We start from the raw sequence: 23,400 nt of genomic DNA, 5'->3' as shown, positions 1-23,400 counted from the left end.
GTCCTGAATGCCGGACAAAGCCTACAGCGCCCAACCCCCGCCAAAGGCCCACCGGGTCGGGTGATTTGACCTTACACTGACACCACTAATCAAAAAAGCACGTTTTTACTTGAAAAATTTCTCCGCTGGCACTATAAACGCGGGTCTCGTAACTCACCGAGACTGAAAAAGATGCCAAAAAAAGCAGAAACTGCCACCGTTGCTTCCCTTCACGGCTTTTCTCCCTATAAGGAGAAAAAGAGTGAGGAGTACATGAATGAGAACCAGCGTGAGCATTTCAAACAAATTCTGCTGGCCTGGAAAAGAGAACTCATGGAAGAAGTGGACCGCACCGTCTCTCATATGAAAGATGAGGCTGCCAACTTCCCTGATCCAGCTGACCGGGCGACACAAGAAGAAGAATTTAGCCTTGAACTGCGCACCAGGGATCGCGAACGTAAACTGATCAAGAAAATTGACAGCACCATGGAGCGTATCGAAAACGACGACTATGGTTTCTGCGATCAGTGCGGTATCGAAATCGGTATTCGTCGACTCGAAGCACGCCCTACAGCCAACCTGTGCGTGGACTGTAAAACCCTCGACGAAATCAAGGAAAAACAGCTCACCGGCGGCTGATCCTGAAGGAAGCGGCACTGCCGCTTCCAATCCCCTCGCATGGTATCCCCTGCAACGCCCTATATCGGACGCTTCGCGCCTTCACCCACCGGCCCCCTGCATTTTGGCTCCCTGGCTACTGCTGTCGCCAGCTATCTCGATGCCCGGCATTACCACGGGCAATGGCTGCTGCGCATGGAAGATATCGACCCCCCACGGGAAATGGCAGGTGCCGCAGATCTGATTCTCCAGCAATTGGAAATTCATGCCCTGCACTGGGATAGCAAGGTACTTTTCCAGAGCACACGCAGTGATGCCTATCGGGAGACGTTAAAGCAGCTCGAGGCTGATGGCTTAATCTATCGCTGTCATTGCAGTCGCCAGCAACTGAAGGAACGAGGTGGTCTTCACCCCCGCCGCTGCACCTACACCGGTAACCCGGATAAGCCCCATGCATTGCGCCTGGCCGTGGCCGACGAGAGCGAAATCACCTATACCGACCTTTTCCAGGGCCAGCAGCACCAGCACATCAAACAGGAAGTCGGTGACTTTGTGTTGCACCGTAAAGACGGCTTATTCGCCTATCAGTTAGCGGTGGTACTGGACGATGCCTTTCAGGGCGTAAACCACGTCATACGCGGCAGCGACCTGCTGGATTCCACAGCACGACAGATCTACCTGCAGCAACTGCTGGGTGTCGCTTCACCTCAGTATGGCCACCTACCTGTTGCCGTGGATACTGCAGGTAACAAACTCAGCAAACAGAACATGGCCCCCCCTGTTGAAAGAACCACTCCCACACTTAATCTCTGGGTCGCCATGCAATGGCTGGGGATGACTCCGCCTCAAGCCCTGCAACAGGCAACACCGGGCGAACTGATCACCTGGGCCATACCCCACTGGGATCGCAAGGCCGTTCCGGGCCTCATCCAGCAGCTGGCACCATAAAGTCTACAATTGCCCCTGTCACAGGGAGGTGTGCTACCAGCAAGTTATTCCCCGGGCTTGCATCCAGGTAACAACAAGGTAACACTAACAACGGCACGAACATTCCCCTTTGCGGCAGGCGTTTCATGGATTCCATCCTGATTGTCGAAGACGAAGACAGCATTCGAAGCTCTATCAAGAAACTGCTTAACGGCCAGCTCTTTGAAACCAGCGAGGCCAACAGCATCCAGGATGCACTCGACAAATACGATCTGACAGACTTCTCGCTAATCATCAGCGACTTGCGACTTCCGGGTGCCCCCGGCACCGACCTGATCCAGCTAGCCGGCGATGTGCCAGTGCTGATCATGACCAGCTATGCAAGCCTCAAGTCCGCCGTGGAAACCATGCGTATGGGCGCCGTGGACTTTATTCCAAAGCCCTTCGATTCCAAGGAACTGCTTGATGCCGTGCGGCGAATTCTGGACAACCCCAAGCCAGCTCATTCTCTCAAGGCACCGGACCTGTCCGGAAGAGGCATGATCGGCTCCAGTGCCGCGATGAAGTCCGTGTTTAATATTATTCAGAAAGTGGCGCAGACCGATGCCACGGTACTGATTCATGGCGAAACCGGCACCGGTAAGGAACTTGCCGCCAGCGCCATACACAACGAAAGCAATCGCTACCGTCGCCAGCTTATCTGCGTCAACTGTGCAGCCATTCCCGAAACACTTATCGAAGCGGAACTATTTGGCCATGAAAAAGGCGCATTCACCGGCGCATCCTCAGCCCGCAAGGGCCTGGTCACGGCGGCGGATGGCGGCACTCTGTTTCTAGACGAGATTGGAGAACTTCCCCTCGAAGCCCAAGCGAGGCTACTGCGCGTTCTACAGGAAAAAGAAGTTCGCCCTATCGGTTCAGTGAAGTCACACAAGGTGGATGTACGACTGGTCGCGGCAACCCACCGCAACCTGAAAAAGCTCTGCGAACAGGGCAGCTTCCGGGAAGACCTTTTTTACCGCATCAATGTTGTCAATCTCGACCTGCCCCCGTTGCGAGAACGCGGTAAGGACGTTCTGGAGATTGCCGATATGCTGCTGGAAAAGCAGTGTGAAAAACTTAAAAAGCCCCATCTCAAACTTGCCCCTGATGCCATTCAGGCAATCACCACCTACCACTGGCCAGGCAATATCCGTGAGCTGGAGAACTCCCTGGAACGCGCCACCATTCTCTGCGACGAAAACGAACAGATCACCCACGACCTGCTAGGCATTGACCTGTCGCTGGTTGAGATTGACGAGGAGTTGGAACAGCGCAGCAGCCATACATTCCGTCAGACCAATATCGATCCCCCGGAAGGGCTCTCACTGGAAGACTATTTCACCCGGTTTGTACTCGAACACCAGGAAGCCATGAGTGAAACAGAGCTGGCCAAAAAGCTGGGCATCAGCCGTAAGTGCCTCTGGGAACGCCGCCAAAAACTGGGTATCCCGCGCAAGAAAGACGCCTAACCCACTAAAGTGTCACCTAATTTGTTACTTTTCTCCGCACCCATGCGTGTATATAGGTAACACTTTTAGCCCAAAAAGTGTGATCTGCGTCTCAAAAAAAATTTAACTTATTGTATGATAAATAAATTTTATTTTTGGCACACTTCCTGCTCTATCACATGTACAATAAAAACAGCTGATAATTAAAAAAATAAATAATAAAAATAAACAATTGGATGGATTGCTAACCGGTTGATTAGGGGGGGTAGACCCGTCGACCTATAGCCTATGGGATACAAGGGAAGCTTTCGGGCTTCCCTTTTTTAATGCCAATCGCCAGGGTCTCGACACCAATATCGTCAACAGGAGCGTCCTTCGCACCCCCTGTGCTAGAATGCGTCTTTCCCGTTTAAGCACATCACCAATGCTGAAAAAGATCGCCAGCTACTTCCGCAAAGACCCGCTACCCATCCTCCCGGGGGAACCCCATACAATCCCCTCCGGCGACCACCCTATTAGCCCCCGTCAAATCACTTCCGGTGCAAAAAAAGTGGTGGAGCAGTTGGTCAGCGATGGCTATGAAGCCTACCTTGTCGGCGGCTGTGTACGCGACCTCCTGTTGGGTATGCAACCCAATGATTTTGATGTCGCCACTGACGCCACTCCTGAAGAGGTCAACCGACTGTTTCGCCGCGCGCGTATCATTGGCAGACGCTTCCAGATTGTTCATGTACGCATGGGCAAAGAAGTCATCGAGGTCACCACATTCCGCGCCAGCCACACGGCAGAGCACAAGGGACGTGATCAGTCACGACGCTCTTCCAAGGGTCTGTTGTTGAGAGACAATATTTTTGGCTCGGTAACTGAAGATGCCTGTCGCCGTGACTTCACCATGAATGCCCTGTATTACCACCCACAGGACAACAGCGTTTTTGACTATGCCGATGGACTGAGTGACATTCAGCAACGGCTGATACGCGTTATCGGCAACGCCGAAGAGCGTTACCGGGAAGACCCGGTGAGAATGCTCAGAGCTGTCCGCTTTGCCGCCAAGCTGGGATTCAGGATCGAAGAAAACAGCGCCCGAGCCATTGGCAAACTCGGGCACCTGCTCGCCGATATCCCTCCCGCCAGACTATTTGATGAAGTACTAAAGCTGCTGATGCATGGCCATGCACTGGCCACCTTCCGGCTGCTGCGGGAGTTCGGCCTGTTCAAACTGCTGTTCCCCGCCACGGAAGAAGCGCTGTCAAAGGACCCCGGCTATTACCTCGAATTTCTCGAGCAGGCCATGACCAATACCGACAAGCGCATTCGTGCGGATAAACGGGTGACACCCGCTTTCCTGCTGGGCGCCATCCTCTGGCCTGCCGTTCTGGAAAGACGCAAGGCCTTTGAAAGCGGTAACAGCTCCCCCGTCTACGCCCTGCAACAGGCGGCCGGCGAAGTGGTTCACCGAGCCTGCCAGCGCATATCCATTCCGAGACGCTTCAGCATGCCTATGAGGGAGATCTGGGAACTGCAACTGCGCCTGCCGCGCCGCGCCGGCACCCAGGCATCCCGCCTGATGGAAAACAACCGTTTCCGCGCCGGCTATGACTTTCTGCTGTTGCGCGAAGACGCCGGAGAAATCGAGCCCGGTCTGGGTGAATGGTGGACCCGCTTCCAGGAAGCCAATGAACACACGCAAGAGGAAATGACCAGCAACCTGGATCAACCCAAATCGCGCCGCCGTCGCCGCCGCCCGCGCAAACGTTCCTCCGCACCCCAGGGCGACCATGACTGAAGTGGTCTATATTGGCCTCGGCAGTAACCTGGCCGACCCACTGGATCAATTGCAACGCGCCTCCCTCGCCCTCAGCAATCTGCCAGACACCACCCTGTCCGCCTTATCCAGCTGGTACCAGACACCACCCATGGGGCCACAGGACCAGCCCGACTACCTCAATGGCGTGGCGCAACTGAACACTACCCTCCCCCCTACCCAACTGTTACAGGCACTGCAGGCCATTGAGCAGGATCATCAACGAGTACGGGAACACCACTGGGGACCGAGAACGTTGGATCTGGATATTTTGCTCTACGGCGATCAGGTCATTGACCTTCCGGAATTAAAAATTCCTCACCCGGGTATATACCAGAGAAATTTCGTGTTGTTGCCGCTGGCGGAGATCAATGCTCAACTGAGATTCCCGGACGGCAACACCCTGGCAATGCGCTTGGAAAATTGTCCATCTGAAGGTATCGTTCGCCTCTCGCCTGGAGATTTCTGTGGAACAACTGGCTAACGATCTGGATCTTGCTCTCGAGGATTACAAGCTGCCGGGCTTCATTGCCGTGGAAGGTCCCATCGGCGTGGGGAAAACCACACTGGCCAAGCGTCTGGCCAGCAGCTTCAACTACGAAACCCTGTTGGAACAGGCCGAGCAGAACCCGTTTCTCGAACGCTTTTACGAAGACCCCCGCAGCGGTGCATTGCCCACCCAACTTCACTTCCTGTTCCAGCGCACCAAACAGATTCAGGAGTTGCGCCAGGGGGATATCTTCCAACAGGTACGGGTGGCAGACTTCCTTATCGATAAAGACCAGCTTTTCGCCCAGGTCACCCTCGACGACGACGAACTCAAACTCTATCAGACGGTATATCAGCAGCTCACGATCGACGCACCAAAACCCGATCTGGTGATCTACCTGCAAGCTCCCACTGAGGTGTTGCTGGAACGCATACAGCGCCGCGGCATTGAGATCGAGCAGTCCATTGAGGCCCGCTATCTGGAACAACTCAACGAAGCTTACACACGTTTTTTCTATTATTACGATGATGCCCCCCTGCTGATCGTTAATGCCACTGACATCGATCTCAGCAGTAATGAGGAGGACTACCAGAATCTGGTGAGCTACATGCTCAACATCAAGTCCGGGCGCCATTACTACAACCCCCAGGCAAGCCTCTGAACGCCTCCTGGGTACCGAGCCATCCAATGGAACCGATTCGTCCATGAAAACTGTCACCATCCACACCCTGCGCGACCTCAAATCCCGGGGAGAAAAGTTTCCGGTCATCACCGCCTATGACGCCTCCTTTTCCCGCTTGATCGAACAAGTCGGTATCGAAGTGGTGTTGGTGGGGGATTCCCTGGGCAATGTTATTCAGGGTCAGGACAGCACCGTACCGGTGACCATGGACGACATGGCCTACCATGTCAGCGCCGTGCGCCGCGGCAACAGCAAGTCCCTGATCATCGCCGACCTGCCGTTTATGGCCTACGCCAGCGAAGAACAAGCGATGATGAATGCTGCCGAGCTGATGCAGGCCGGTGCGCACATGGTGAAACTGGAAGGTGGCGCCTGGCTCGAACACACCGTTTGCCTGCTTGCCGAACGCGGTATTCCGGTATGCGGACATCTGGGACTGACCCCACAATCTGTCAACAAACTGGGCGGCTACAAGGTTCAGGGCCGGGATGAACAGGCTGCGGAAATGATGCTGAAGGATGCCAAATTGCTGGAGCAGTCGGGTATCGACCTGCTGGTGCTGGAGTGCGTACCAGCCGCCCTGGCGAAACAGATTTCAGAGGAATTGTCCGTGCCGGTAATCGGCATCGGCGCCGGTGCCGATACCGACGCCCAGGTTCTGGTAATTTACGACATGCTCGGCCTGTCCCCTAAAGTGCCGAAGTTCTCACGCAACTTCCTGGCGGAAACCGGCAGTCTCGAAGGAGCCCTCAATGCCTACGCCGCAGCGGTCCGCGACGGCTCATTCCCGGGACCTGAACACGGCTTCTAGGTCCACAGCAGCGGCCACAGGAGAACACTCCCTGTTGCCACCAGAAATACCAGTGCAGCGCACAGCATCATGCGTTTGGGGTTGGGGCCAATTCGCTGGATATAGACAATCGCCAGCGCCGATAAGAATGCAAGCGGCTTGGCAAGCGTCACCGCCTGCGGCCCCAGCCAACTTCCCAGCACCAATAGCCCCAGCGACAACGACCACAGTAGCGAAGCAGCACGATAGGTGCTGTCGGCGCCGTGGCGCACCGCGAAGGAGCGCTTGCCCGACTGGCGGTCCGTTACAATTTGTGGCGGCTGGTGGGAAAACAGCAGTGCCGTGGCAAACGCCGAAAATGCCAAGGTACCCAGCAATGCAATTAGGCCCGGCGGTTGCCCACTGACAAACCATAACCCGCTGAATACCCCGCCGTAACAGACTGCCGTAGCCCACTCCCCGGCGGGGCTATAAGAAAGCGGTCGCTTCCCGACGTTATACAACACCCCCAACACCGCCAGGGGCAGGGCAAACCCGAGAATCCACAGCTGCTGAAACAGTAACAGCACCAGCAGCCCCAAAGCGCCGCCGACGGTCAGGCTGATCACGCCATGATAGAAAGCTGTGCGCACACTGCCACCGTGGGCGCGCACCCAGGAATCATACTTTTCGGTATCGGCACCCAACTGCCAATCTTTGGCATCGTTGAGCAGATTGATGCCATGTTGCAACAGCACCACAGCCAGAGTCGCCGGCCACAGCACCTCGTGATTGACCGACGCCTGCGCCAGCAACCACACCGCCACACCGGGCAAAATGGACACCAGGTAGATGGCAGGGTTGAGCGCCTGCCACCACCGGGTTGGAGAAGGGTCCGCAACGACTACCGTCAAGGCGCGAACCCTACGGAAAGGCAAAAATGAATCAGACTGAGACCTGAGACTGGGATTGCTGCTGGGTACGGAAGTTAACCAGGGCCGCCTCAAACCACAGCGCGTGCTCGCGCTCAGAGTCGATCACCTTCTGGTAAACTTCGGCGGTATCGGCATCATTAGCCGCCAGCGCCTGATCACGGAAACGGGGATAGATATCGCGGTATTCACGCTCTTCCACGCGAATCGCCACTTCCAGTGCTTTCTCCACCACACCTTCAGGGTTCATGGCAATCAGTTCATCGCAGTTGGCACGAATGGTCTCCAGAGCATCGATAGCCCGCTGGGTATCTTCGCCACGCTGGGGCACACCAATATCACTGTACAGCGCCCGCAGCCACACGGCGTGCAGCTTTTCTTCGCCCGCCACTTTTCGAAACAGGGTCGCGAGTTCAGGATAGCCCGCAGAACTCGCCCAGCGGGCAAACTCCGGGTACATCACCCGGTTCTCGTATTCCTCCACGTCCACAAACGATTCAGCCGTTTTGGCCATATCGTCAGATTGGCACGCTGCCGCAAAGCATTGAAAAATCATCTCTTCCGTAATGTCTGCCTTGGCCATTTTTTTCCTCCGGAAAATGGTTGGGTTTGAACAAGGTTAAATCAGGTCTGTTACGTTAACGTGTAACAGCGTATTGAAAAAGTGCTTTTTCGACTCCCGATCCTAGACAGGGAAGAGTTGCGGAACATCACCTTCTTTCCACACCGGATACTTGGCCATCGCTGCCAAAAACAGGTCCGAAAGCAGTAGCCTTTGCAGCCACGCTTGCAAGTTGGGGTATGGCGCACTGTCGAACCAGCCCTTGTCCACAAAGGCGAACTGGCGGACAAAGGGAAAGATCGCCACGTCGGCAAAACACAATGTATCCCGCAGCAGGTAGGCGTGTTGCTGCAAGCGTGTTTCCAGCATCTGCAAAAATAGATCGCCTTGGCTGCGGTAGTACTCAGCAGAATATTCCGGATGGCGGTCCGCATACTTATAGCGGTCCAGCCACGGTTTGAACTCAACATCATTCTGACGCACCAGTTCGTCAATCTGCTCCACCAGCGAATCGTCCAACCAACTGTCGGGGTCATTTTGTGCCAACGCCCAGCGCATCACATCGTAGCTTTCATCCAGCACCGTGCCGTCTTCCAGCACCAGCACCGGCACCGTGCCTTTTGCCGAGGCTTCCAGCATCGCGGCGGGCTTGTCCTTAAGCAGCACCTCCCGCAGTTCGACCTGAATTTCGGCATAGCACAGCGCCATTCGAGCGCGGATGGCGTAGGGGCAGCGGCGGAAGGAATAGAGAATCGGGAACATGAAATATCAATGAGGCTAACGGGATATTAGGAAAATAAGTCTTGGCCTAAAAAATCGTTACGACCTTCTCAGCCTTTTTCATCAGAAAATTATAATCTCTTACCCCTGTAAATAATACTGACCTTATTATCGCCCAGCACCTCCCCATCTATTAATGAAATAAACTTCCAAGATGTCAAATAAATCAAAAATGCGTGGCCAAATTCTTTATTTTTCATAGAAATCAATGTATTTACCACCCCCAAATAGACAATATAAGAAGTACAGAAAAGACGTGATAGAATGCCCTTCTTTTTCCTTAACAGATCATGAGATTTGTTGACTCTTTTAATATGATTAACAAATGTTTTTTTGTGTCTATCAGGAACAACAAATACGATTTTTTCCTTGCCTAAGAAGCTCATGAACTTCCGCAAGATCCTTAACATATAAAGGTGGAAAACTCTCAATTTTCATAAATAACAACTAGCCATAAGAGCCGAGGCGACGAACTGATTTTGTAACAACCTCTTAATACAAGAAACAATATAGCCATTCAGGATTCAAGACCTACAGATAAGGAGGAGCTTTTGATCAATCGCCACTGCCACACCCCTGACACAAAATCGGCTAGCGCAAACCTTTTCATGTTCATATCTTTTTTATTTATAGCTGTTTTACTTTTATTCCGGCCTGACAAAGTGTTTGCGGGCGGCTTCCACTTCTTCCCTGATGGCGCAACCCTCGGTATGGTCGTTGATCAAGCCCATTGCCTGCATAAAGGCGTATGCGGTGGTTGGGCCGACAAATTTCCAGCCAAGTTTTTTTAATGTTTTGGAAAGTGCCACGGATTCTTCCGAGGTGGACTGAGTTTGTGGTGCCGGCAGTGTTTCTATGTCCGGCTCAAAGCGCCAGAAGAAAGCAGCCAGGGAGCCCTCGGATGCAGCCATCTCTCTGGCCCGCTGGGCGTTGTTGATCACCGCCTGAATCTTACCGCGATGGCGAACGATGCCCTTGTCCTGCAACAGGCGCTCCACATCCAGCTCGGTGAATTCAGCGACCTTGTGAAAATCAAAGTGCTGGAACGCGGCGCGGAAGTTTTCCCGCTTGGCGAGTATGGTTCGCCAGCTCAAGCCAGACTGAAAGCCTTCGAGACAGATTTTTTCAAACAGGCGAACGTCGTCGGCAACCGGGAAGCCCCACTCCCGATCGTGATATTCAACATATTCCTCAGTGGCGGCACACCAGGCACAACGCGGTTTGCCATCGGGGCCAATAAAGTTTGCAGACATATCTAATTCCTTTTTCCTAACGGGTATCGAGACATCCTCAACGTACTGTCTCAGGACCCTCTACCCGAACGCCGTGCGACGCCGAAACAGAGGGCACACTCAAGACTAGAGCATCCGGGTATCAAAGCAAGTCATAACCCCTATAATGCCGGTTCATCCAATTCATTTTAATTTGAGGGCTACCCATGAGTCTTTTGCCCTGTGTGGAAGTTGAATCCGCACAACCCGCCACCGCTGCGGTGATCTGGCTACACGGCCTCGGTGCCAATGGCCACGACTTTGAACCCATCGTTCCAGAGCTGCGACTGCCCGCGGATTTGCCGGTACGCTTCGTATTTCCCCACGCGCCGCAACTGCCTGTGACCATCAACGGCGGCTATGTGATGCCTGCCTGGTACGACATCCTGGAAATGAGCCTGGAGCGCAAGGTCGATGAAAAGCAATTAAAGGCCTCCGCCCGCTGTGTGCATGATCTGATCGACCGCGAGATTCAGCGCGGCATCGACAGCAATCGCATTGTGATCGCTGGATTTTCCCAAGGCGGCGCGGTCGGTTTTGAGGCAGCACTGAGCTATCCCAAACCGCTGGCAGGACTGTTGGCAATGTCGACTTACTTCGCCACCGCCAATTCCGTCCAAGTTAATCCGGCCAATGCCAAACTGCCGATTCAGATTTTCCACGGCAGCTACGATGACGTGGTACCGGAATTCCACGGCCAGAACAGTGTGAAGGTACTCACTGATAAAGGCTTCGAGCCTGGCTATCAGACCTTCCCCATGGACCACTCGGTATGCATGGAGGAGATCACCGCCATTTCCGACTGGTTGCAAAAGCTACTGAAGTAACCCATGAACAATAGCCCGAAGTATCCATTTTCCAATCCACCCGAACAGGGCCAACCACAGCAAGTAGCCGACGGCGTCTACTGGCTACGGATGCCGCTGCCGTTCCGCCTCGATCACATCAACCTGTGGCTGCTGGAAGAGGACGATGGTTGGACGATTGTCGATACTGGACTGGCCTCCGATGACACCACCGAACTGTGGCTGAAGCTGTGCCCGATGCTTTCCGAGGAGAAACCGATCAAGCGCCTCATCGGCACCCATATGCACCCGGACCATATCGGCCTGGCGGCCTGGCTTTGCAAACACAGCGGTGCGGAATTCTGGATGTCACGCGGCGAGTACATGCACTGCCGCATCCTGTTGGAAGACAGTACCCGGCAAGCGCCGGACGAGGCCGTCAATTTCTATCACGCCGCCGGTTTCAACGACGAACAGCTTAACTACTACCGCTCAAAATTTGGCGCCTTCGGCAATATGATTCGCGGCATGCCGAGCATCTACCACCGGCTGCGGGACGGCCAGATTTTTACCATCAACAACCGCGAGTGGCACATTGTGATGGGGGAAGGCCATTCACCGGAGCACGCCTGCCTGCACTGTCCGGAACTGGGGCTACTTATTTCCGGCGACCAGTTGCTGCCCACTATTTCATCCAATGTCAGCGTCTGGCCCATCGAGCCCGCTGGCAACCCATTGCAGGACTGGATCGATTCCTGCCACAAACTACGGAACCTGCTGCCAGAAGATACCTTGGTGTTGCCTTCCCACGGCTTGCCGTTCACGGGAGCGCTGCCAAGACTGCAAAGCCTGATCAACGAACACGAGCGGGATTTGCAGACTGTGTTGGATAACTGCGGTGAGGCAAAGCGGGTGGTGGACCTGTTCCCGCTGATTTTCAAATCATCAATACCCCATTCCATGCTGACGCTCGCCACCGGTGAGAGCTATGCACACCTGCACTGCCTGATGGCACGGGGTCAGATCAAAATGGAAAAAGATGCCGACGGAGTAAACTGGTATCGGCGTAGCTGAAGCCGTCAGCGCCCGCTCACCAGTGCGATTTGGCGATGGTGGAATCGCCCCAGCAATAGTTGGGCTGCAATAGCGCCAATCAATGCCATCATCATGTCCCACTGGGCATCCCAGACATCCCCTTGGGTACCGAGAAACTCGATGGAGCCATCCCCACCGATCAACGCCGTCCACCACTCAATCAACTCATAGAAAGCACTGAATGCCAGACAGAAACAGGTGGTAAGGAAAAACAGCCAACCTCTGCGAGTGACGGCACCGGTGCGCCAGAGAATTTCACGGGCCAGAATGGCCGGCACAAAGCCTTGGGCCAGGTGACCAATGCGGTCGTAATGATTGCGAGAAAAATCAAACCAATCCGCCATCCAGAAGCCCAGCGGCACCCGGGCATAGGTGTAATGGGCGCCCACCACCAGAATGACGGCGTGCACAAAGATCAGGTAGTAGGCGAGCCGGGTCAACGGGAAGCGATTGCGGGTCCAGGCCAGCAGCGGGAGCGCCACCACCACGGGAATGGCCTCAAGCCACCAGGTGGCGCGATCGAAAGGGCCGATCCAGGACCAAGCCATAACGGCCAGTAACAATACCAGTAGAGCCAACAGCTCACGGTTGGACGCCATCAGTTGCCCCAGCGCGGCAACAGGTTCTGCTCAATATCCAGATGATCGAGAATGCGCGCCACCACGAAGTCCACCAGGTCATCAATGCTTTGCGGGTTCTGGTAAAAGCCCGGCATGGCGGGCATGACGGTGACACCCATTTTTGCAAGTTTCAGCATATTTTCCAGGTGAATTTCAGACAGGGGAGTCTCCCTGGGCACCACAATCAGCTGCTGTTTTTCCTTGATGGCGACATCCGCCGCCCGCTCGATGAGGTTATTGCTGGCACCACAGGCTATCGCAGAGAGCGTGCCACCGCTGGCGGGACAGATGACCATGGACGAAGGTGCCGAGGAACCGGAAGCCACCGGGGAAAACCAGTCGCGGGAGCTGTTCACGATGATCTGGCCCGGTTCTGCATCAAAGTTGAGGGTGAGAAATTCCTCAAGAATGTCATCGTTGGGCAATTCCAGATCGGTTTCCGTATCCACCACGATACGGGCTGCCTCTGAGATTAGGAACTGTACCTGGCAGTTAGCCTGCACCAGACACTCCAGCAGACGCAACCCATACTGGGCACCGGATGCCCCGGTCATGGCCAGGGTGATGGAACGGTCAAAATCAGCCACGGGATTTTCCCTCCAGCAGGTCTACCAATCGACGGTGGAATCCACTGAAACCGCCATTGCTCATGATCACCACATGGCCATTGTCACCGGCTTGCTCAAGGGTTCTCAGCAGCAGGCGGTCAATACTGTGTACCACTTCTGAAGGAACAGCGCTGCGGTCAACCACATCCTGCAACGACCACTCTATGTTGTCCGGCTGGAACCAGAACACCTTGTCAGCATCCATCACGGACTCGGCAAGCTGGTTTTTATGCACACCGAGTTTCATGGTGTTGGAGCGAGGTTCAATGACCGCAATGATCTTTTCGTCCCCAACGCGCTTGCGCAAACCCGCCAGGGTTGTGGCAATGGCCGTAGGGTGGTGGGCAAAGTCATCGTAGACGCGAATGCCGTTCACGGCGGCGATCTGCTCCATCCGCCGCTTCACCCCCTGGAATTCACTCAGTGCCTCGCAGGCTACTTCTGGAGTGACTCCCACATGCCGCGCCGCCGCAATGGCCGCGAGCCCATTAAACATATTGTGCTCACCCGTCTGGTCCCAGCTGACAATACCCCGTTGCTGGCCCTGAAAACTGACACTGTATACGGAACTGTCCTCTTCCAGAGGCTGGGCTTCCCAACTGCTGGCGAGCCCTAACGGCTGATATTCCGACCAGTGCCCCATGGCCAGCACTTCCTGCAAATGGGCATCGGCAAAGGGTGCCACTATCAGGCCATGGCCAGGAATGGTGCGCACAAAGTGGTGGAACTGGGTCTGAATGGCTTTCAGGTCGGGGAAAATATCCGCGTGGTCGAATTCCAGATTGTTGAGAATGGCGGTGCGAGGACGGTAGTGGACAAACTTGGAGCGTTTGTCAAAAAATGCGCTGTCGTACTCGTCGGCCTCAACCACAAAAAAAGGCGAACCCCCAAGGCGGGCAGAAACACCGAAATTGTTGGGCACACCACCGATCAGAAAACCCGGCTCCATGCCTGACCACTCCAGAATCCAGGCCAGCATACTTGACGTAGTGGTCTTGCCATGGGTACCGGAAACAGCCAGCACCCAACGATCGCGCAGGAAAAAATCACCCAGCCACTGGGGGCCGGAAGTATAGGGAATACCGTTGTCGAGTACGTATTCCACGGCGGGATTCCCCCGGGATAGTGCGTTGCCGATCACCACCAGGTCCGGCGGCGGATCGAGCTGTTCTGTGCCGTACCCTTCGGTGAGTTCAATACCGGCATTTTCCAGCTGGGTACTCATGGGCGGATAGACATTGGCGTCACATCCGGAAACCTCATGACCCGCAGCTTTCGCCAGCTGTGCCAGCGATCCCATGAACGTGCCACAAATACCCAGAATATGAATATGCATTGTTACTTCCCTACTCGCTTTCTTTATTTGTCTTACTCGGCGGTTCTCGCCCTTTTATCGCACACAACATAGCCTAAATTGGCGTCACTGCATATCCGGTGCCTCCTACAAAGGGAATTTGGCCATAAAAAATGAAATCCCCGCCGCTTTCCAGTATTATTCGCGGCTGCTGAAATGGGCGGTACGACGAGGATATCCATGCCAAAAAAGAACGCGTTTTACGCCCAGTCTGGTGGCGTTACGGCAGTCATTAATGCCAGCGCCTGCGGGGTGATTGAAACGGCTCGCCAACACAGTGACTCTATCGGCAAGGTCTATGCTGGCCACAACGGCATTATCGGCGCCCTGCGTGAAGACATGATCGACACCAGCCACGAGTCAGATGCCACCATTGCAGCTCTGCGCCACACCCCTTCCGGGGCTTTTGGCTCCTGTCGCTACAAACTCAAAAGCCTGGAAGAAAACCGCGCCGAATACGAGCGTTTGATTGAAGTCTTCAAGGCCCACGATATCGGCTACTTCTTTTATAACGGCGGCGGCGACTCGGCCGACACCTGCCTGAAAGTCTCGCAACTTTCCGAGAAAATGGGCTACCCGATTCAGGCCATACATATTCCCAAAACCGTCGACAACGACCTGCCCTTTACCGACAACTGTCCTGGCTTTGGCTCAGTAGCCAAATACGTGGCCGTGTCCACCAAGGAAGCCAGTTTGGATGTCGCCTCCATGTGCGAGTCATCCACCAAGGTATTCATTCTGGAAGTGATGGGCCGCCACGCCGGCTGGATTGCCGCGGCCGGCGCACTGGCCGCCGATTCAGCCGGAGAACCACCCCATATCATTCTTTTCCCGGAAGTCCCCTTTAATGAGAAAGAGTTTCTTGCCCTGGTGGACAAGACCGTCAAGGAAAAAGGCTACTGTGTGATCGTCGCCTCAGAGGGTGCGCAGTACAACGATGGCACCCTGATCGCCGGCTCGGCCCATACCGATGCCTTCGGTCACAAACAACTGGGTGGCGTGGCACCCACGCTGGCGGCTCTGATCAAGCACGAACTGGGTTACAAGTACCACTGGGCTCTGGCGGACTATCTGCAGCGCTCTGCACGCCATATCGCCTCCGCCACCGATGTCGAACAGGCCTACGCGGTCGGCAAAGCTGCGGTGGAGTATGCCCTGGCAGGGAAAAACTCAGTGATGGTCACCATCGAGCGCCACAATGGCAACGGCTACCGCTGGGAGCTTGGGGAGGCCCCCCTGGACCAGGTGGCCAATATTGAAAAGAAAATGCCCAGCGACTTTATCAGCCGTGACGGCTTTGGCATTACCCAGCTAGCCCGGGATTATCTAAGCCCTCTGATAGCCGGTGAGGATTATCCACCCTACAAAAATGGCATACCGCAATATGCCAAACTAGCCAAGGTAGTGGTGGCGAAAAAGCTCAACACACCGTTTGACATCTAAAGGGTGGTAAAGACAATAGTCATTCGCGCCTCAGGCCGACTGTAACTGCACATGGATCTATGGATACGTGAAAATAAAGGAGTCTGTTGTGACTGCCAGTAAACGTTCTTTTTTTATCTGTCTTGTCCTCGCTGCGACCAGCCTCATCAATCCAGCAATCGCCGCTGAGAAGCCCTGTGTAGCCATCGCACCACCCAAGGCCCAACTGGGACAGGGTGCAACCGGTCAGGATGTGTCCGCGCCGGTACAAAACATGCTTATCTCCTATCTGAGCGGCCCGATGCTGGAGGTGGTCAACCTGCAATCCAGACTGCCAGCGCAGCTGGAAGCCGAAGCGAAACAATCCGGCTGCTCATACATGCTGTCCACCGATGTTGAGTACAAGAAGAAAAAGAGCTGGGGCAAGGCGCTGTCCATTGGCGCCGGGGTGATTTCTTCAGCACTACCCTATGCGGGCGTCGGGGGCGGCGTAGGCACCTTTGTGGCAGCAACGACTGCGGCAAACGTGGCTAACACTGCAGCCAATGTGCAGATGCAGCAGGAATCCATGGAAAAACTGACGGCGGCCCAGGGCACCATCCGCAAGGGAGATTCAATCGCCCTCAGTTACAAGCTGAAAAGTATCTCCAACGGTAAAAAAGTTATCGGCAATGATCTGCAAACCAAGGCAGAGCAGGATGGTCAGGACTTACTGATTCCGATGATCGAGCAAACCGCCACAGAAGTGTTCAACAAACTGACCCAGTAACACCCAAATATTCGATCAACCCTAAAAAGGCGCTATCTTGTTGGATGGCGCCTTTTTTATTCTGGATTTTTATTCTGGGCTTCAGCCCTCCAGCAAAAACGTCACCGGCCCGTCGTTGCACAGGCTGACCTGCATATCGGCGCCAAAAATGCCCGACGCAACATCCGGGTAGAGGTGCTCTACCCGGTTGATGAAATAATTGTAGAGTTTCTCGGCCTGCTCGGGAGCCGCGGCAGACGTAAAACTGGGACGCAGCCCCTTGCGGGTATTGGCTGCCAGGGTAAATTGCGACACCACCAGCAGTCCACCACCCACCTGCTCCACATTCAGGTTCATCCGGCCCTGCTCATCGGGGAAAATTCTGTACTGCAACACCTTGTCCTGAAGACGGTCGACATTTTCTTCCGTGTCGCCCACCTGGATGCCCAGCAGCAATAAAATACCGTGACCGATCTCCCCAACCTTGTCGCCGTTGACTTCCACATGGGCATAGCTGACACGCTGAATCAAACCCAACATCTACTCACCACCCTATTCTTTTTTATTCACCACGTTGACCGGCTGACCGGCCAGAAAGGCCCGTAAATTATCGGCAGCCTGCTGCACCAGCCGCTGCCGGGACTCCCGCGCTACCCAGGCACTGTGAGGTGTAACAATCAGGTTTGGCAGTTCAGGGTTCAGCAGGGGGTTGCCATTAACCGGGGGCTCCTCAGTGAGCACATCCACACCGGCTCCGGCAATCTCACCATCCTCCAGCGCCTCGGCCAGGGCCGTCTCATCCACCAAGCCACCGCGGGCACAATTAATCAACAGGGCCTGGGATTTCATCATCGCCAGTTGGCGGCGACCGATCAGCCCCCGGGTCTCGTCGGTCAACGGACAGTGCAGGCTCAATACATCCACTTCCCGCAACAGTGTTTCCAGCGGTACCCGGCCAGGCTGGTCACCGTGTCGCCACGGCAGGGATGCCACATTGACCTGCATCCCAAATGCCCGGCCAATCTCTGCCACGGCCTTGCCCAGTTGGCCATAGCCAATAATACCCAGAGTTTTCCCCGCCAACTCCGTCACCGGGTAATCCATCAGGCAGAAGCGGCCGCTGCTGGACCAGCTGCCATCCAGTGCGGCCACATTGTAGTCCGGCAAACGGGTAACCAGTGCCAGAATCATCGCCCAGGTGTGCTGCACCACTGACCCGGTGCCGTAATTAGTGACGTTGCTGACAACCACACCCCGGGCGGTGGCCGCTTCAAGATCAACCACGTTGGTGCCCGTGGCCAGTACGCCGATATATCTCAGCCCTGGAGCTGAATCCATCTCCTTGGCACCAATGATGACCTTATTGGTCAACACTACGTCAGCATTGGCCAGGCGTGCGTCAACCTGCTCGGGATCGCTGGTCTCATAAACGTTCCACTGCAGCGGCTGACCGGTGAGGGGTGCCAGGCTGACATCATCGTTTCCCAGCGTATCTGCATCGAGAATGACCGCTTTCATCTTGGCTGCCCGGAGGTTATCTTGACCATGCTTTTTACTTTCCACCCTGATACCCGGAGTGTACCCGATGTCCGCAAAACCGCGCATTGTGATCGTCTACTGCCCGCGCTGCCATTGGTTGTTACGTTCTGCCTGGCTCGCGCAGGAACTGTTGACCACGTTTATGGATGACCTGGCAGAGGTTACTCTGCGGCCCTCTGAAACCGGTGGCGCTTTTGAGGTTTTTCTCGACGAACAATCCATCTGGGAGCGCGTTCGCGATGGCGGCTTTCCCGACGCCAAAGAGTTAAAACAGCGAGTACGTGACGTGATTGACCCGGAACGCTCTCTGGGCCACAACGACCGATAGGGCCTGTTAATACTCGTGGGGGTATCACTGCTGGGAGTCATTTTTGCTTCCAGCAAGGCAAAATGAGAGACGTTTAGTGATTCTAAATGAACGAATTTCAACGCAGTTGGGGGCTAAAATGGCCCCAGCCCTCCGGGTTGTGTCAAAAAAAGTGCTAACCCCACGAGTATTAACAGGCCCACACAATTCCATCGCCGACAGTGCACGCAATTTGCCCAGTTCTGGCATAATACGGCGCTTTCGCCCACTCCATAGAATAAGAAGGAAATAGTCGGATGTCTGAGAGGCTTCTGGGAATCTACGAAAAACTGGTTTTGCGCCATCCGCTGGCAGCAATTATCTTCATCATTCTGCTGGCCGTTGGCATGGCGTTCGGGCTACCCAATTTCAAATTGGATGCTTCCGCCGACTCCCTGACCCTGGAGCACGACACCTCCCTCGATTACTTCCGGGAAACCCTGCAGCACTATGGCAGCAGCGACTTTCTGGTGGTGACCTACACCCCAAATGAAGGCGACCTGTTTGATGACGCCTCACTGAACACACTGGCTCAAATGAGCGACGAATTGAAAACCATCAGTGGCGTCGCCAACGTCACCTCGATTCTCGATGTACCGCTACTTTACAGCCCCAAGGTCACCGTATCCCAGCTCAAGGAAGAACCCCGCACACTTAGAAACCCGGACACCGACCGCGATCTGGCCCGCAAGGAATTCCTGGAAAGCCCGATTTACCGCAAACTGATTCTCAGCCCCGACGGCCAGACCACCGCATTGATGGCCACCATGGAACTGGATCGGCAATACCTCACCCTGGTTCGTCAACGGGATTCCCTGCGTCTCAAGCGGGACACCGAGGGCCTCACCGCCGAAGAGGAAGTTGAACTGGAACGGGTGAGTAAAGAGTTTTTAGACTACCGCACAGCACGGGCAGTGGAAGAGCACCAGCGGGTAGCGGAAATCCGTGAAAAAATGGCCCAATTCAAGGACCGCGCACAAATCTTTCTGGGTGGCCCCAGCATGATCACCGCGGACATGATCGAATTTATCAAAAGTGACCTGAGGGTGTTTGGTACCGGCATTGTGCTGTTCATCATCGCCACCCTGGCCATTATTTTCCGCCAGATACGCTGGGTTGTTCTACCGTTGCTGACCTGTGTGCTGTCGGTGGAAATCATGCTCGGCTACCTCAGCTGGATCGATTGGCGCCTGACAGTTATCTCCTCGAATTTTGTCGCGCTGTTGCTGATTATCACCTTGGCCCTAACGATCCACTTGATCGTGCGCTACCGCGAACTGCAGACGGATAATCCCGAGCAAAGCCAGCTGGAACTGGTACGCGGCACCGTGTCCTATATGGCTCGCCCCTGCCTGTACACCGTACTCACCACCGGCGTTGCCTTTGTATCGCTGGTGGTCAGCGATATCCGCCCGGTCATCGACTTTGGCTGGATGATGACCATGGGTATTGCCCTGGCATTGACCCTGGCATTTATCGTGATTCCCGCCGGCATGATGCTGATTGGCAAGGGCAAAAATAACGACAAGGGTGACAACTCCGCCGCCTACACCATGATTTTTGCCCGCTTTACCGAAAACCACGGCAAGCTGGTGCTGACACTGGCATTACTGGCCGGCGTCATCAGCTGCTGGGGCATTTCCCAACTGCAGGTGGAAAACCGCTTTATCGATTACTTCCGCTCCGACACCGAGATCTATCAGGGTCTGTCCGTTATTGATGAAAAACTGGGTGGTACCACGCCCCTGGATATCATCCTCGATGCACCTCCGGTTCCGCCCATGCCCACCGTGACCGAAGACGATCCGTTTGCGGAGGAAGACCCCTTTGCGGCCGATGATCCGTTCGCCGCGGATGATCCATTTGCCTCTGACGATCCCTTTGGTGATGAGAGCCCAACAAGTAATGATGACAAGCCCAACAGCTACTGGTTTACCGGCGTGGGCCTGCAGGATCTTTCAAAGATTCACAATTACCTGGATTCCCTGCCGGAAGTGGGCAAGGTCAGCTCGCTGGTGACCATTGCCGATGTCGCTGAAGACCTGATGGAACACAAGCTTAACGACCTGGAACTGGCGTTTGTGCGCAGAAGCCTGTCCCCCGAAAACGCGGCACTGTTATTTGACCCCTATATCGATGACGAACTGAATCAGGCACGCATCACCTTGCGCATCAAGGAAACCGGTAGTGAGCTGAAACGTCCCGAGCTGTTGGCCAATATCCGCAGCTACATCGTCGATGAAGTGGGCCTGCAGGACGACCAGGTACATTTCACCAGCCTGCTGGTGCTTTACAACAACATGCTGCAAAGCCTGTTCCGCTCACAGATCCTCACTCTCGGTGCGGTATTCCTGGGCATCATGGTGATGTTCATGGTGCTGTTCCGCTCCATTTCCATCTCGCTGATTGCCATGCTGCCCAACATGCTGGCAGCCACCGTGGTACTGGGAGGCATGGGCCTGGCGCGTATCCCGCTGGACATGATGACCATCACCATTGCCGCCATCACCGTGGGTATCGGAGTGGATAACTCCATTCACTACATCACTCGCTTCAAGCGGGAGTTCGCTGTCGATAGGGATTACCTGGCCGCTATGCATCGCGCCCATGGCAGTATTGGTCGCGCACTGTTCTATACCGCCATTACCATCATCGTCGGCTTTTCCATTCTGTCGTTGTCGAACTTTATTCCCTCGGTCTACTTTGGCCTGCTCACCGGTCTCGCCATGCTGACCGCCCTGCTGGGCTCCATGACCCTGCTGCCCAAGCTGATCCTGATTTTCAAGCCACTGGGCAAATAAACCCTCCAATCCCCGCGGCAGTCTGTCTGCCGCGGGTAATTGGCCCTTCCCACCGCCGGGCTGACTGCTAAACTTTCCTCAAGAGTCCGATCGGGAAAACGCATACAGATCATGCAGCCGGATATACCGAATTTTGAACCTTGGGAGCTGGTGGCAGGGCTGGGCCTGTTCCTGTTTGGCATGACCATGCTGGAGCAGGCACTGAGAACGCTTGGTACCCGCTCCTTCCGACACCTGCTGCGGGATTACACCAAAACCCCGGTGCGGGGGGTATTCATCGGCATTATCAGCACTGCCTGCCTGCAGAGCAGCTCCATGGTTGGCCTGTTTGTCCTGGCTTTCGTGGGCGCGGGCATCCTGTCCATGACCAATGCACTGGGTGTGATTTTTGGCGCCAACCTCGGCACCACCTTTACCGGCTGGATTGTCGCGACCATTGGTTTCAAGATGAGTCTGACAGAATACGCCATGCCGTTGCTGGCACTGGGAACACTGGGCGTGGTGTTTCTCAATCCCGACTACAGCCGCCACAGCCAGGCACGACTGCTGCTGGGGCTGGGGTTGTTGCTGATGGGCCTGGATTTCATGAAAACCAGTATGGGCTTTCTATCCGATCACATCTCCCCGTCAGTTTTCAGCGAATACCCGATACTACTCTACGTTCTTGGCGGCGTGCTTTTTACCGCACTGATCCAGTCCAGCTCCGCCACCATGATGATCGTACTAAGCGCTATCCATGCCGGTGTCCTGCCCCTCACCACCGCAGCGGCCATTGTGATTGGCGCTAATCTCGGCACCACCAGCACAGTGATCATAGGCGGCGTGAAGGGTTCGTCCGACAAGCGCCGGGTCGCCCTGTCGCATTTTATTTTCAACCTGGTCGTCAGCTCCGTGGCTCTGCTGCTGATGTACCCACTGCTGAACTTCATCACCGACAGACTGGATGTAACCGATCCCATGTATGTGCTGGTGCTGTTTCACTCTCTCTTCAATGGCCTGGGCATTCTGATGTTCCTGCCCATCGTGTCACCTTTTGCCAAATGGCTGCAGGGTCGTTTCGCCGATGATGACCTGATTGGCTGTCAGTACATCACCAAGGTATCGCCCACGGTCAGCGATGCCGCTAGCGAAGCAATCCGCCAGGAAGTGATTCGGCTCTATTACAAGGTGACAATTCTCAATCTACGGGTGTTGCGCATTCGTCCGGAAGAATTGCTGCTTGGCTTCAATGGCCTGGAAGTCTACGAACAGATCAAGCAGGCTAAATCCAGCTACGATGATCAGTATTCCGAAATCAAGCATACCGAGCAGCAGGTTCTGCAATATGCCAACCGCGTCCTGCGTGAAAAGTCAGGGGAAGGGGTCACAGCTAAGGTCTCTCAACTGGTCCACGCCTCCCGCGATCTGGTCTACGGTGCCAAGAGTCTCAAAAATGTGCGTCAGAATATTGTGGAGCTGCGCACTCAGTCCGACGATGAGGAGTTGATCGAAACCCTGCGTCATGACACGCGCAATATTTACCGGCATTTACTCAACCTGGTGGAACATACCGACCCAGTACTTCTGGAAGAAAAGCATGTTCAACTCCAGGAAGAAATCAACCTATCCCATGACCGGCTGCACCAGTTGATGACCCGCTATGACAGTAGTGATGCCATTGGTATTCCCCTGTCCTCACTGCTTAATATCAACCGGGAACTGTTGGTCTCCAATCAGATGCTGGCCAGCGCTGTCAGGGACCTGGTGATGATCAAGCCTTAAAATCCACACCAAAATGG

The 23,400-nt window shown here is 54.9% G+C and carries 23 protein-coding genes; 14 read left to right on the top strand and 9 right to left on the bottom strand.

What is annotated here, in order from left to right; all coding sequences use genetic code 11:
• The first annotated feature begins 171 nt into the window (after positions 1 to 171).
• The 7 genes from dksA (at position 172) to panB (ending at position 6,801) form a co-directional block, all read left to right on the top strand.
• Positions 172 to 618: an RNA polymerase-binding protein DksA gene (dksA, locus tag Q8A57_RS04955; protein ID WP_305169881.1), complete on the top strand. Its 447-nt coding sequence runs from the start codon at positions 172 to 174 to the stop codon at positions 616 to 618.
• Between the two features lie 39 nt (positions 619 to 657).
• A complete protein-coding gene (gene gluQRS / locus Q8A57_RS04950; RefSeq protein WP_305169880.1) occupies positions 658 to 1,545 on the top strand; it encodes a tRNA glutamyl-Q(34) synthetase GluQRS in 888 nt (295 codons plus the stop codon).
• Between the two features lie 125 nt (positions 1,546 to 1,670).
• Positions 1,671 to 3,035 (top strand): sigma-54-dependent transcriptional regulator, encoded by a 1,365-nt coding sequence (locus tag Q8A57_RS04945; protein WP_305169879.1) that lies wholly within the window; start codon positions 1,671 to 1,673, stop codon positions 3,033 to 3,035.
• A 403-nt stretch (positions 3,036 to 3,438) separates the two neighbouring features.
• Entirely contained in the window at positions 3,439 to 4,800 is a 1,362-nt protein-coding gene (gene pcnB, locus Q8A57_RS04940; protein WP_305169878.1) for a polynucleotide adenylyltransferase PcnB, read from the top strand.
• The gene (gene folK / locus Q8A57_RS04935; protein ID WP_305169877.1) at positions 4,793 to 5,302 is read left to right on the top strand and encodes a 2-amino-4-hydroxy-6-hydroxymethyldihydropteridine diphosphokinase; all 510 of its coding nucleotides are present in this window, start codon (positions 4,793 to 4,795) and stop codon (positions 5,300 to 5,302) included. The genes pcnB and folK overlap by 8 nt, the downstream gene beginning before the upstream one ends.
• Positions 5,286 to 5,969 carry a deoxynucleoside kinase gene (locus tag Q8A57_RS04930; RefSeq protein WP_305169876.1) on the top strand — a complete coding sequence of 228 codons (684 nt, stop codon included), beginning with the start codon at positions 5,286 to 5,288 and terminating at the stop codon, positions 5,967 to 5,969. Before folK ends, Q8A57_RS04930 begins: the two co-directional genes overlap by 17 nt.
• 43 nt (positions 5,970 to 6,012) lie before the next feature.
• A complete protein-coding gene (gene panB, locus Q8A57_RS04925; protein WP_305169875.1) occupies positions 6,013 to 6,801 on the top strand; it encodes a 3-methyl-2-oxobutanoate hydroxymethyltransferase in 789 nt (262 codons plus the stop codon).
• Here the strand turns inward: panB and Q8A57_RS04920 are convergent.
• The 4 genes from Q8A57_RS04920 to Q8A57_RS04905 all read right to left on the bottom strand — a co-directional run bounded on the left by Q8A57_RS04920 (position 6,798) and on the right by Q8A57_RS04905 (position 10,286).
• Complete coding sequence (locus Q8A57_RS04920) at positions 6,798 to 7,673, bottom strand: prenyltransferase (protein ID WP_305169874.1); 876 nt, start codon at positions 7,671 to 7,673, stop codon at positions 6,798 to 6,800. The two genes, panB and Q8A57_RS04920, sit on opposite strands and share 4 nt — an antisense overlap.
• A 31-nt stretch (positions 7,674 to 7,704) precedes the next feature.
• Positions 7,705 to 8,274 carry a ferritin family protein gene (locus Q8A57_RS04915; RefSeq protein ID WP_305169873.1) on the bottom strand — a complete coding sequence of 190 codons (570 nt, stop codon included), beginning with the start codon at positions 8,272 to 8,274 and terminating at the stop codon, positions 7,705 to 7,707.
• Positions 8,275 to 8,376: 102 nt separating this feature from the next.
• Positions 8,377 to 9,015, bottom strand: coding sequence for a glutathione S-transferase (locus Q8A57_RS04910; RefSeq protein WP_305169871.1), 639 nt, complete (start codon positions 9,013 to 9,015; stop codon positions 8,377 to 8,379).
• A 662-nt stretch (positions 9,016 to 9,677) separates the two neighbouring features.
• Positions 9,678 to 10,286, bottom strand: coding sequence for a DNA-3-methyladenine glycosylase I (locus tag Q8A57_RS04905; RefSeq protein ID WP_305169869.1), 609 nt, complete (start codon positions 10,284 to 10,286; stop codon positions 9,678 to 9,680).
• A gap of 185 nt (positions 10,287 to 10,471) precedes the next feature.
• On the opposite strand from Q8A57_RS04905, the gene Q8A57_RS04900 reads away from it, so the two are divergent.
• Positions 10,472 to 11,131, top strand: coding sequence for an alpha/beta hydrolase (locus Q8A57_RS04900; RefSeq protein WP_305169868.1), 660 nt, complete (start codon positions 10,472 to 10,474; stop codon positions 11,129 to 11,131).
• 3 nt (positions 11,132 to 11,134) lie between these two features.
• Positions 11,135 to 12,163, top strand: coding sequence for an MBL fold metallo-hydrolase (locus Q8A57_RS04895; protein WP_305169867.1), 1,029 nt, complete (start codon positions 11,135 to 11,137; stop codon positions 12,161 to 12,163).
• 5 nt (positions 12,164 to 12,168) lie between these two features.
• Here Q8A57_RS04895 and Q8A57_RS04890 read toward each other — a convergent pair whose 3' ends face one another.
• From Q8A57_RS04890 to mpl, 3 genes are read right to left on the bottom strand one after another with little or no spacing between them, the layout of a single operon-like run.
• A complete protein-coding gene (locus Q8A57_RS04890) occupies positions 12,169 to 12,783 on the bottom strand; it encodes a DUF2238 domain-containing protein (RefSeq protein ID WP_305169866.1) in 615 nt (204 codons plus the stop codon).
• Complete coding sequence (locus tag Q8A57_RS04885; RefSeq protein WP_305169865.1) at positions 12,783 to 13,391, bottom strand: flavin prenyltransferase UbiX; 609 nt, start codon at positions 13,389 to 13,391, stop codon at positions 12,783 to 12,785. Before Q8A57_RS04885 ends, Q8A57_RS04890 begins: the two co-directional genes overlap by 1 nt.
• A complete protein-coding gene (gene mpl / locus Q8A57_RS04880; RefSeq protein ID WP_305169864.1) occupies positions 13,384 to 14,748 on the bottom strand; it encodes a UDP-N-acetylmuramate:L-alanyl-gamma-D-glutamyl-meso-diaminopimelate ligase in 1,365 nt (454 codons plus the stop codon). Before mpl ends, Q8A57_RS04885 begins: the two co-directional genes overlap by 8 nt.
• Before the next feature lie 198 nt (positions 14,749 to 14,946).
• Between mpl and Q8A57_RS04875 the strand changes: the two genes are divergently transcribed.
• Entirely contained in the window at positions 14,947 to 16,209 is a 1,263-nt protein-coding gene (locus Q8A57_RS04875; RefSeq protein ID WP_305169863.1) for a 6-phosphofructokinase, read from the top strand.
• Positions 16,210 to 16,297: 88 nt separating this feature from the next.
• Positions 16,298 to 16,957, top strand: coding sequence for a hypothetical protein (locus tag Q8A57_RS04870; protein ID WP_305169862.1), 660 nt, complete (start codon positions 16,298 to 16,300; stop codon positions 16,955 to 16,957).
• Positions 16,958 to 17,038: 81 nt separating this feature from the next.
• Here Q8A57_RS04870 and dtd read toward each other — a convergent pair whose 3' ends face one another.
• Together dtd and Q8A57_RS04860 are read right to left on the bottom strand one after the other, a co-directional pair.
• A complete protein-coding gene (dtd, locus tag Q8A57_RS04865) occupies positions 17,039 to 17,476 on the bottom strand; it encodes a D-aminoacyl-tRNA deacylase (protein WP_305169861.1) in 438 nt (145 codons plus the stop codon).
• 12 nt (positions 17,477 to 17,488) lie between these two features.
• Positions 17,489 to 18,454 carry a D-2-hydroxyacid dehydrogenase gene (locus tag Q8A57_RS04860; protein WP_305169860.1) on the bottom strand — a complete coding sequence of 322 codons (966 nt, stop codon included), beginning with the start codon at positions 18,452 to 18,454 and terminating at the stop codon, positions 17,489 to 17,491.
• Between the two features lie 67 nt (positions 18,455 to 18,521).
• Here Q8A57_RS04860 and Q8A57_RS04855 point away from each other — a divergent pair, with 67 nt between their 5' ends.
• The 3 genes from Q8A57_RS04855 to Q8A57_RS04845 all read left to right on the top strand — a co-directional run bounded on the left by Q8A57_RS04855 (position 18,522) and on the right by Q8A57_RS04845 (position 23,383).
• Positions 18,522 to 18,803, top strand: coding sequence for an Rdx family protein (locus Q8A57_RS04855; protein WP_305169859.1), 282 nt, complete (start codon positions 18,522 to 18,524; stop codon positions 18,801 to 18,803).
• A gap of 275 nt (positions 18,804 to 19,078) precedes the next feature.
• The gene (locus Q8A57_RS04850; RefSeq protein WP_305169858.1) at positions 19,079 to 21,622 is read left to right on the top strand and encodes an efflux RND transporter permease subunit; all 2,544 of its coding nucleotides are present in this window, start codon (positions 19,079 to 19,081) and stop codon (positions 21,620 to 21,622) included.
• Between the two features lie 111 nt (positions 21,623 to 21,733).
• Positions 21,734 to 23,383 carry a Na/Pi cotransporter family protein gene (locus tag Q8A57_RS04845; RefSeq protein WP_305169857.1) on the top strand — a complete coding sequence of 550 codons (1,650 nt, stop codon included), beginning with the start codon at positions 21,734 to 21,736 and terminating at the stop codon, positions 23,381 to 23,383.
• Positions 23,384 to 23,400: the final 17 nt, after the last annotated feature.

This window comes from Porticoccus litoralis, assembly GCF_030676955.1.
GTDB classification, from domain to species: domain Bacteria; phylum Pseudomonadota; class Gammaproteobacteria; order Pseudomonadales; family Porticoccaceae; genus Porticoccus; species Porticoccus litoralis.
This window is presented reverse-complemented; position numbering and strand designations above follow the sequence as displayed.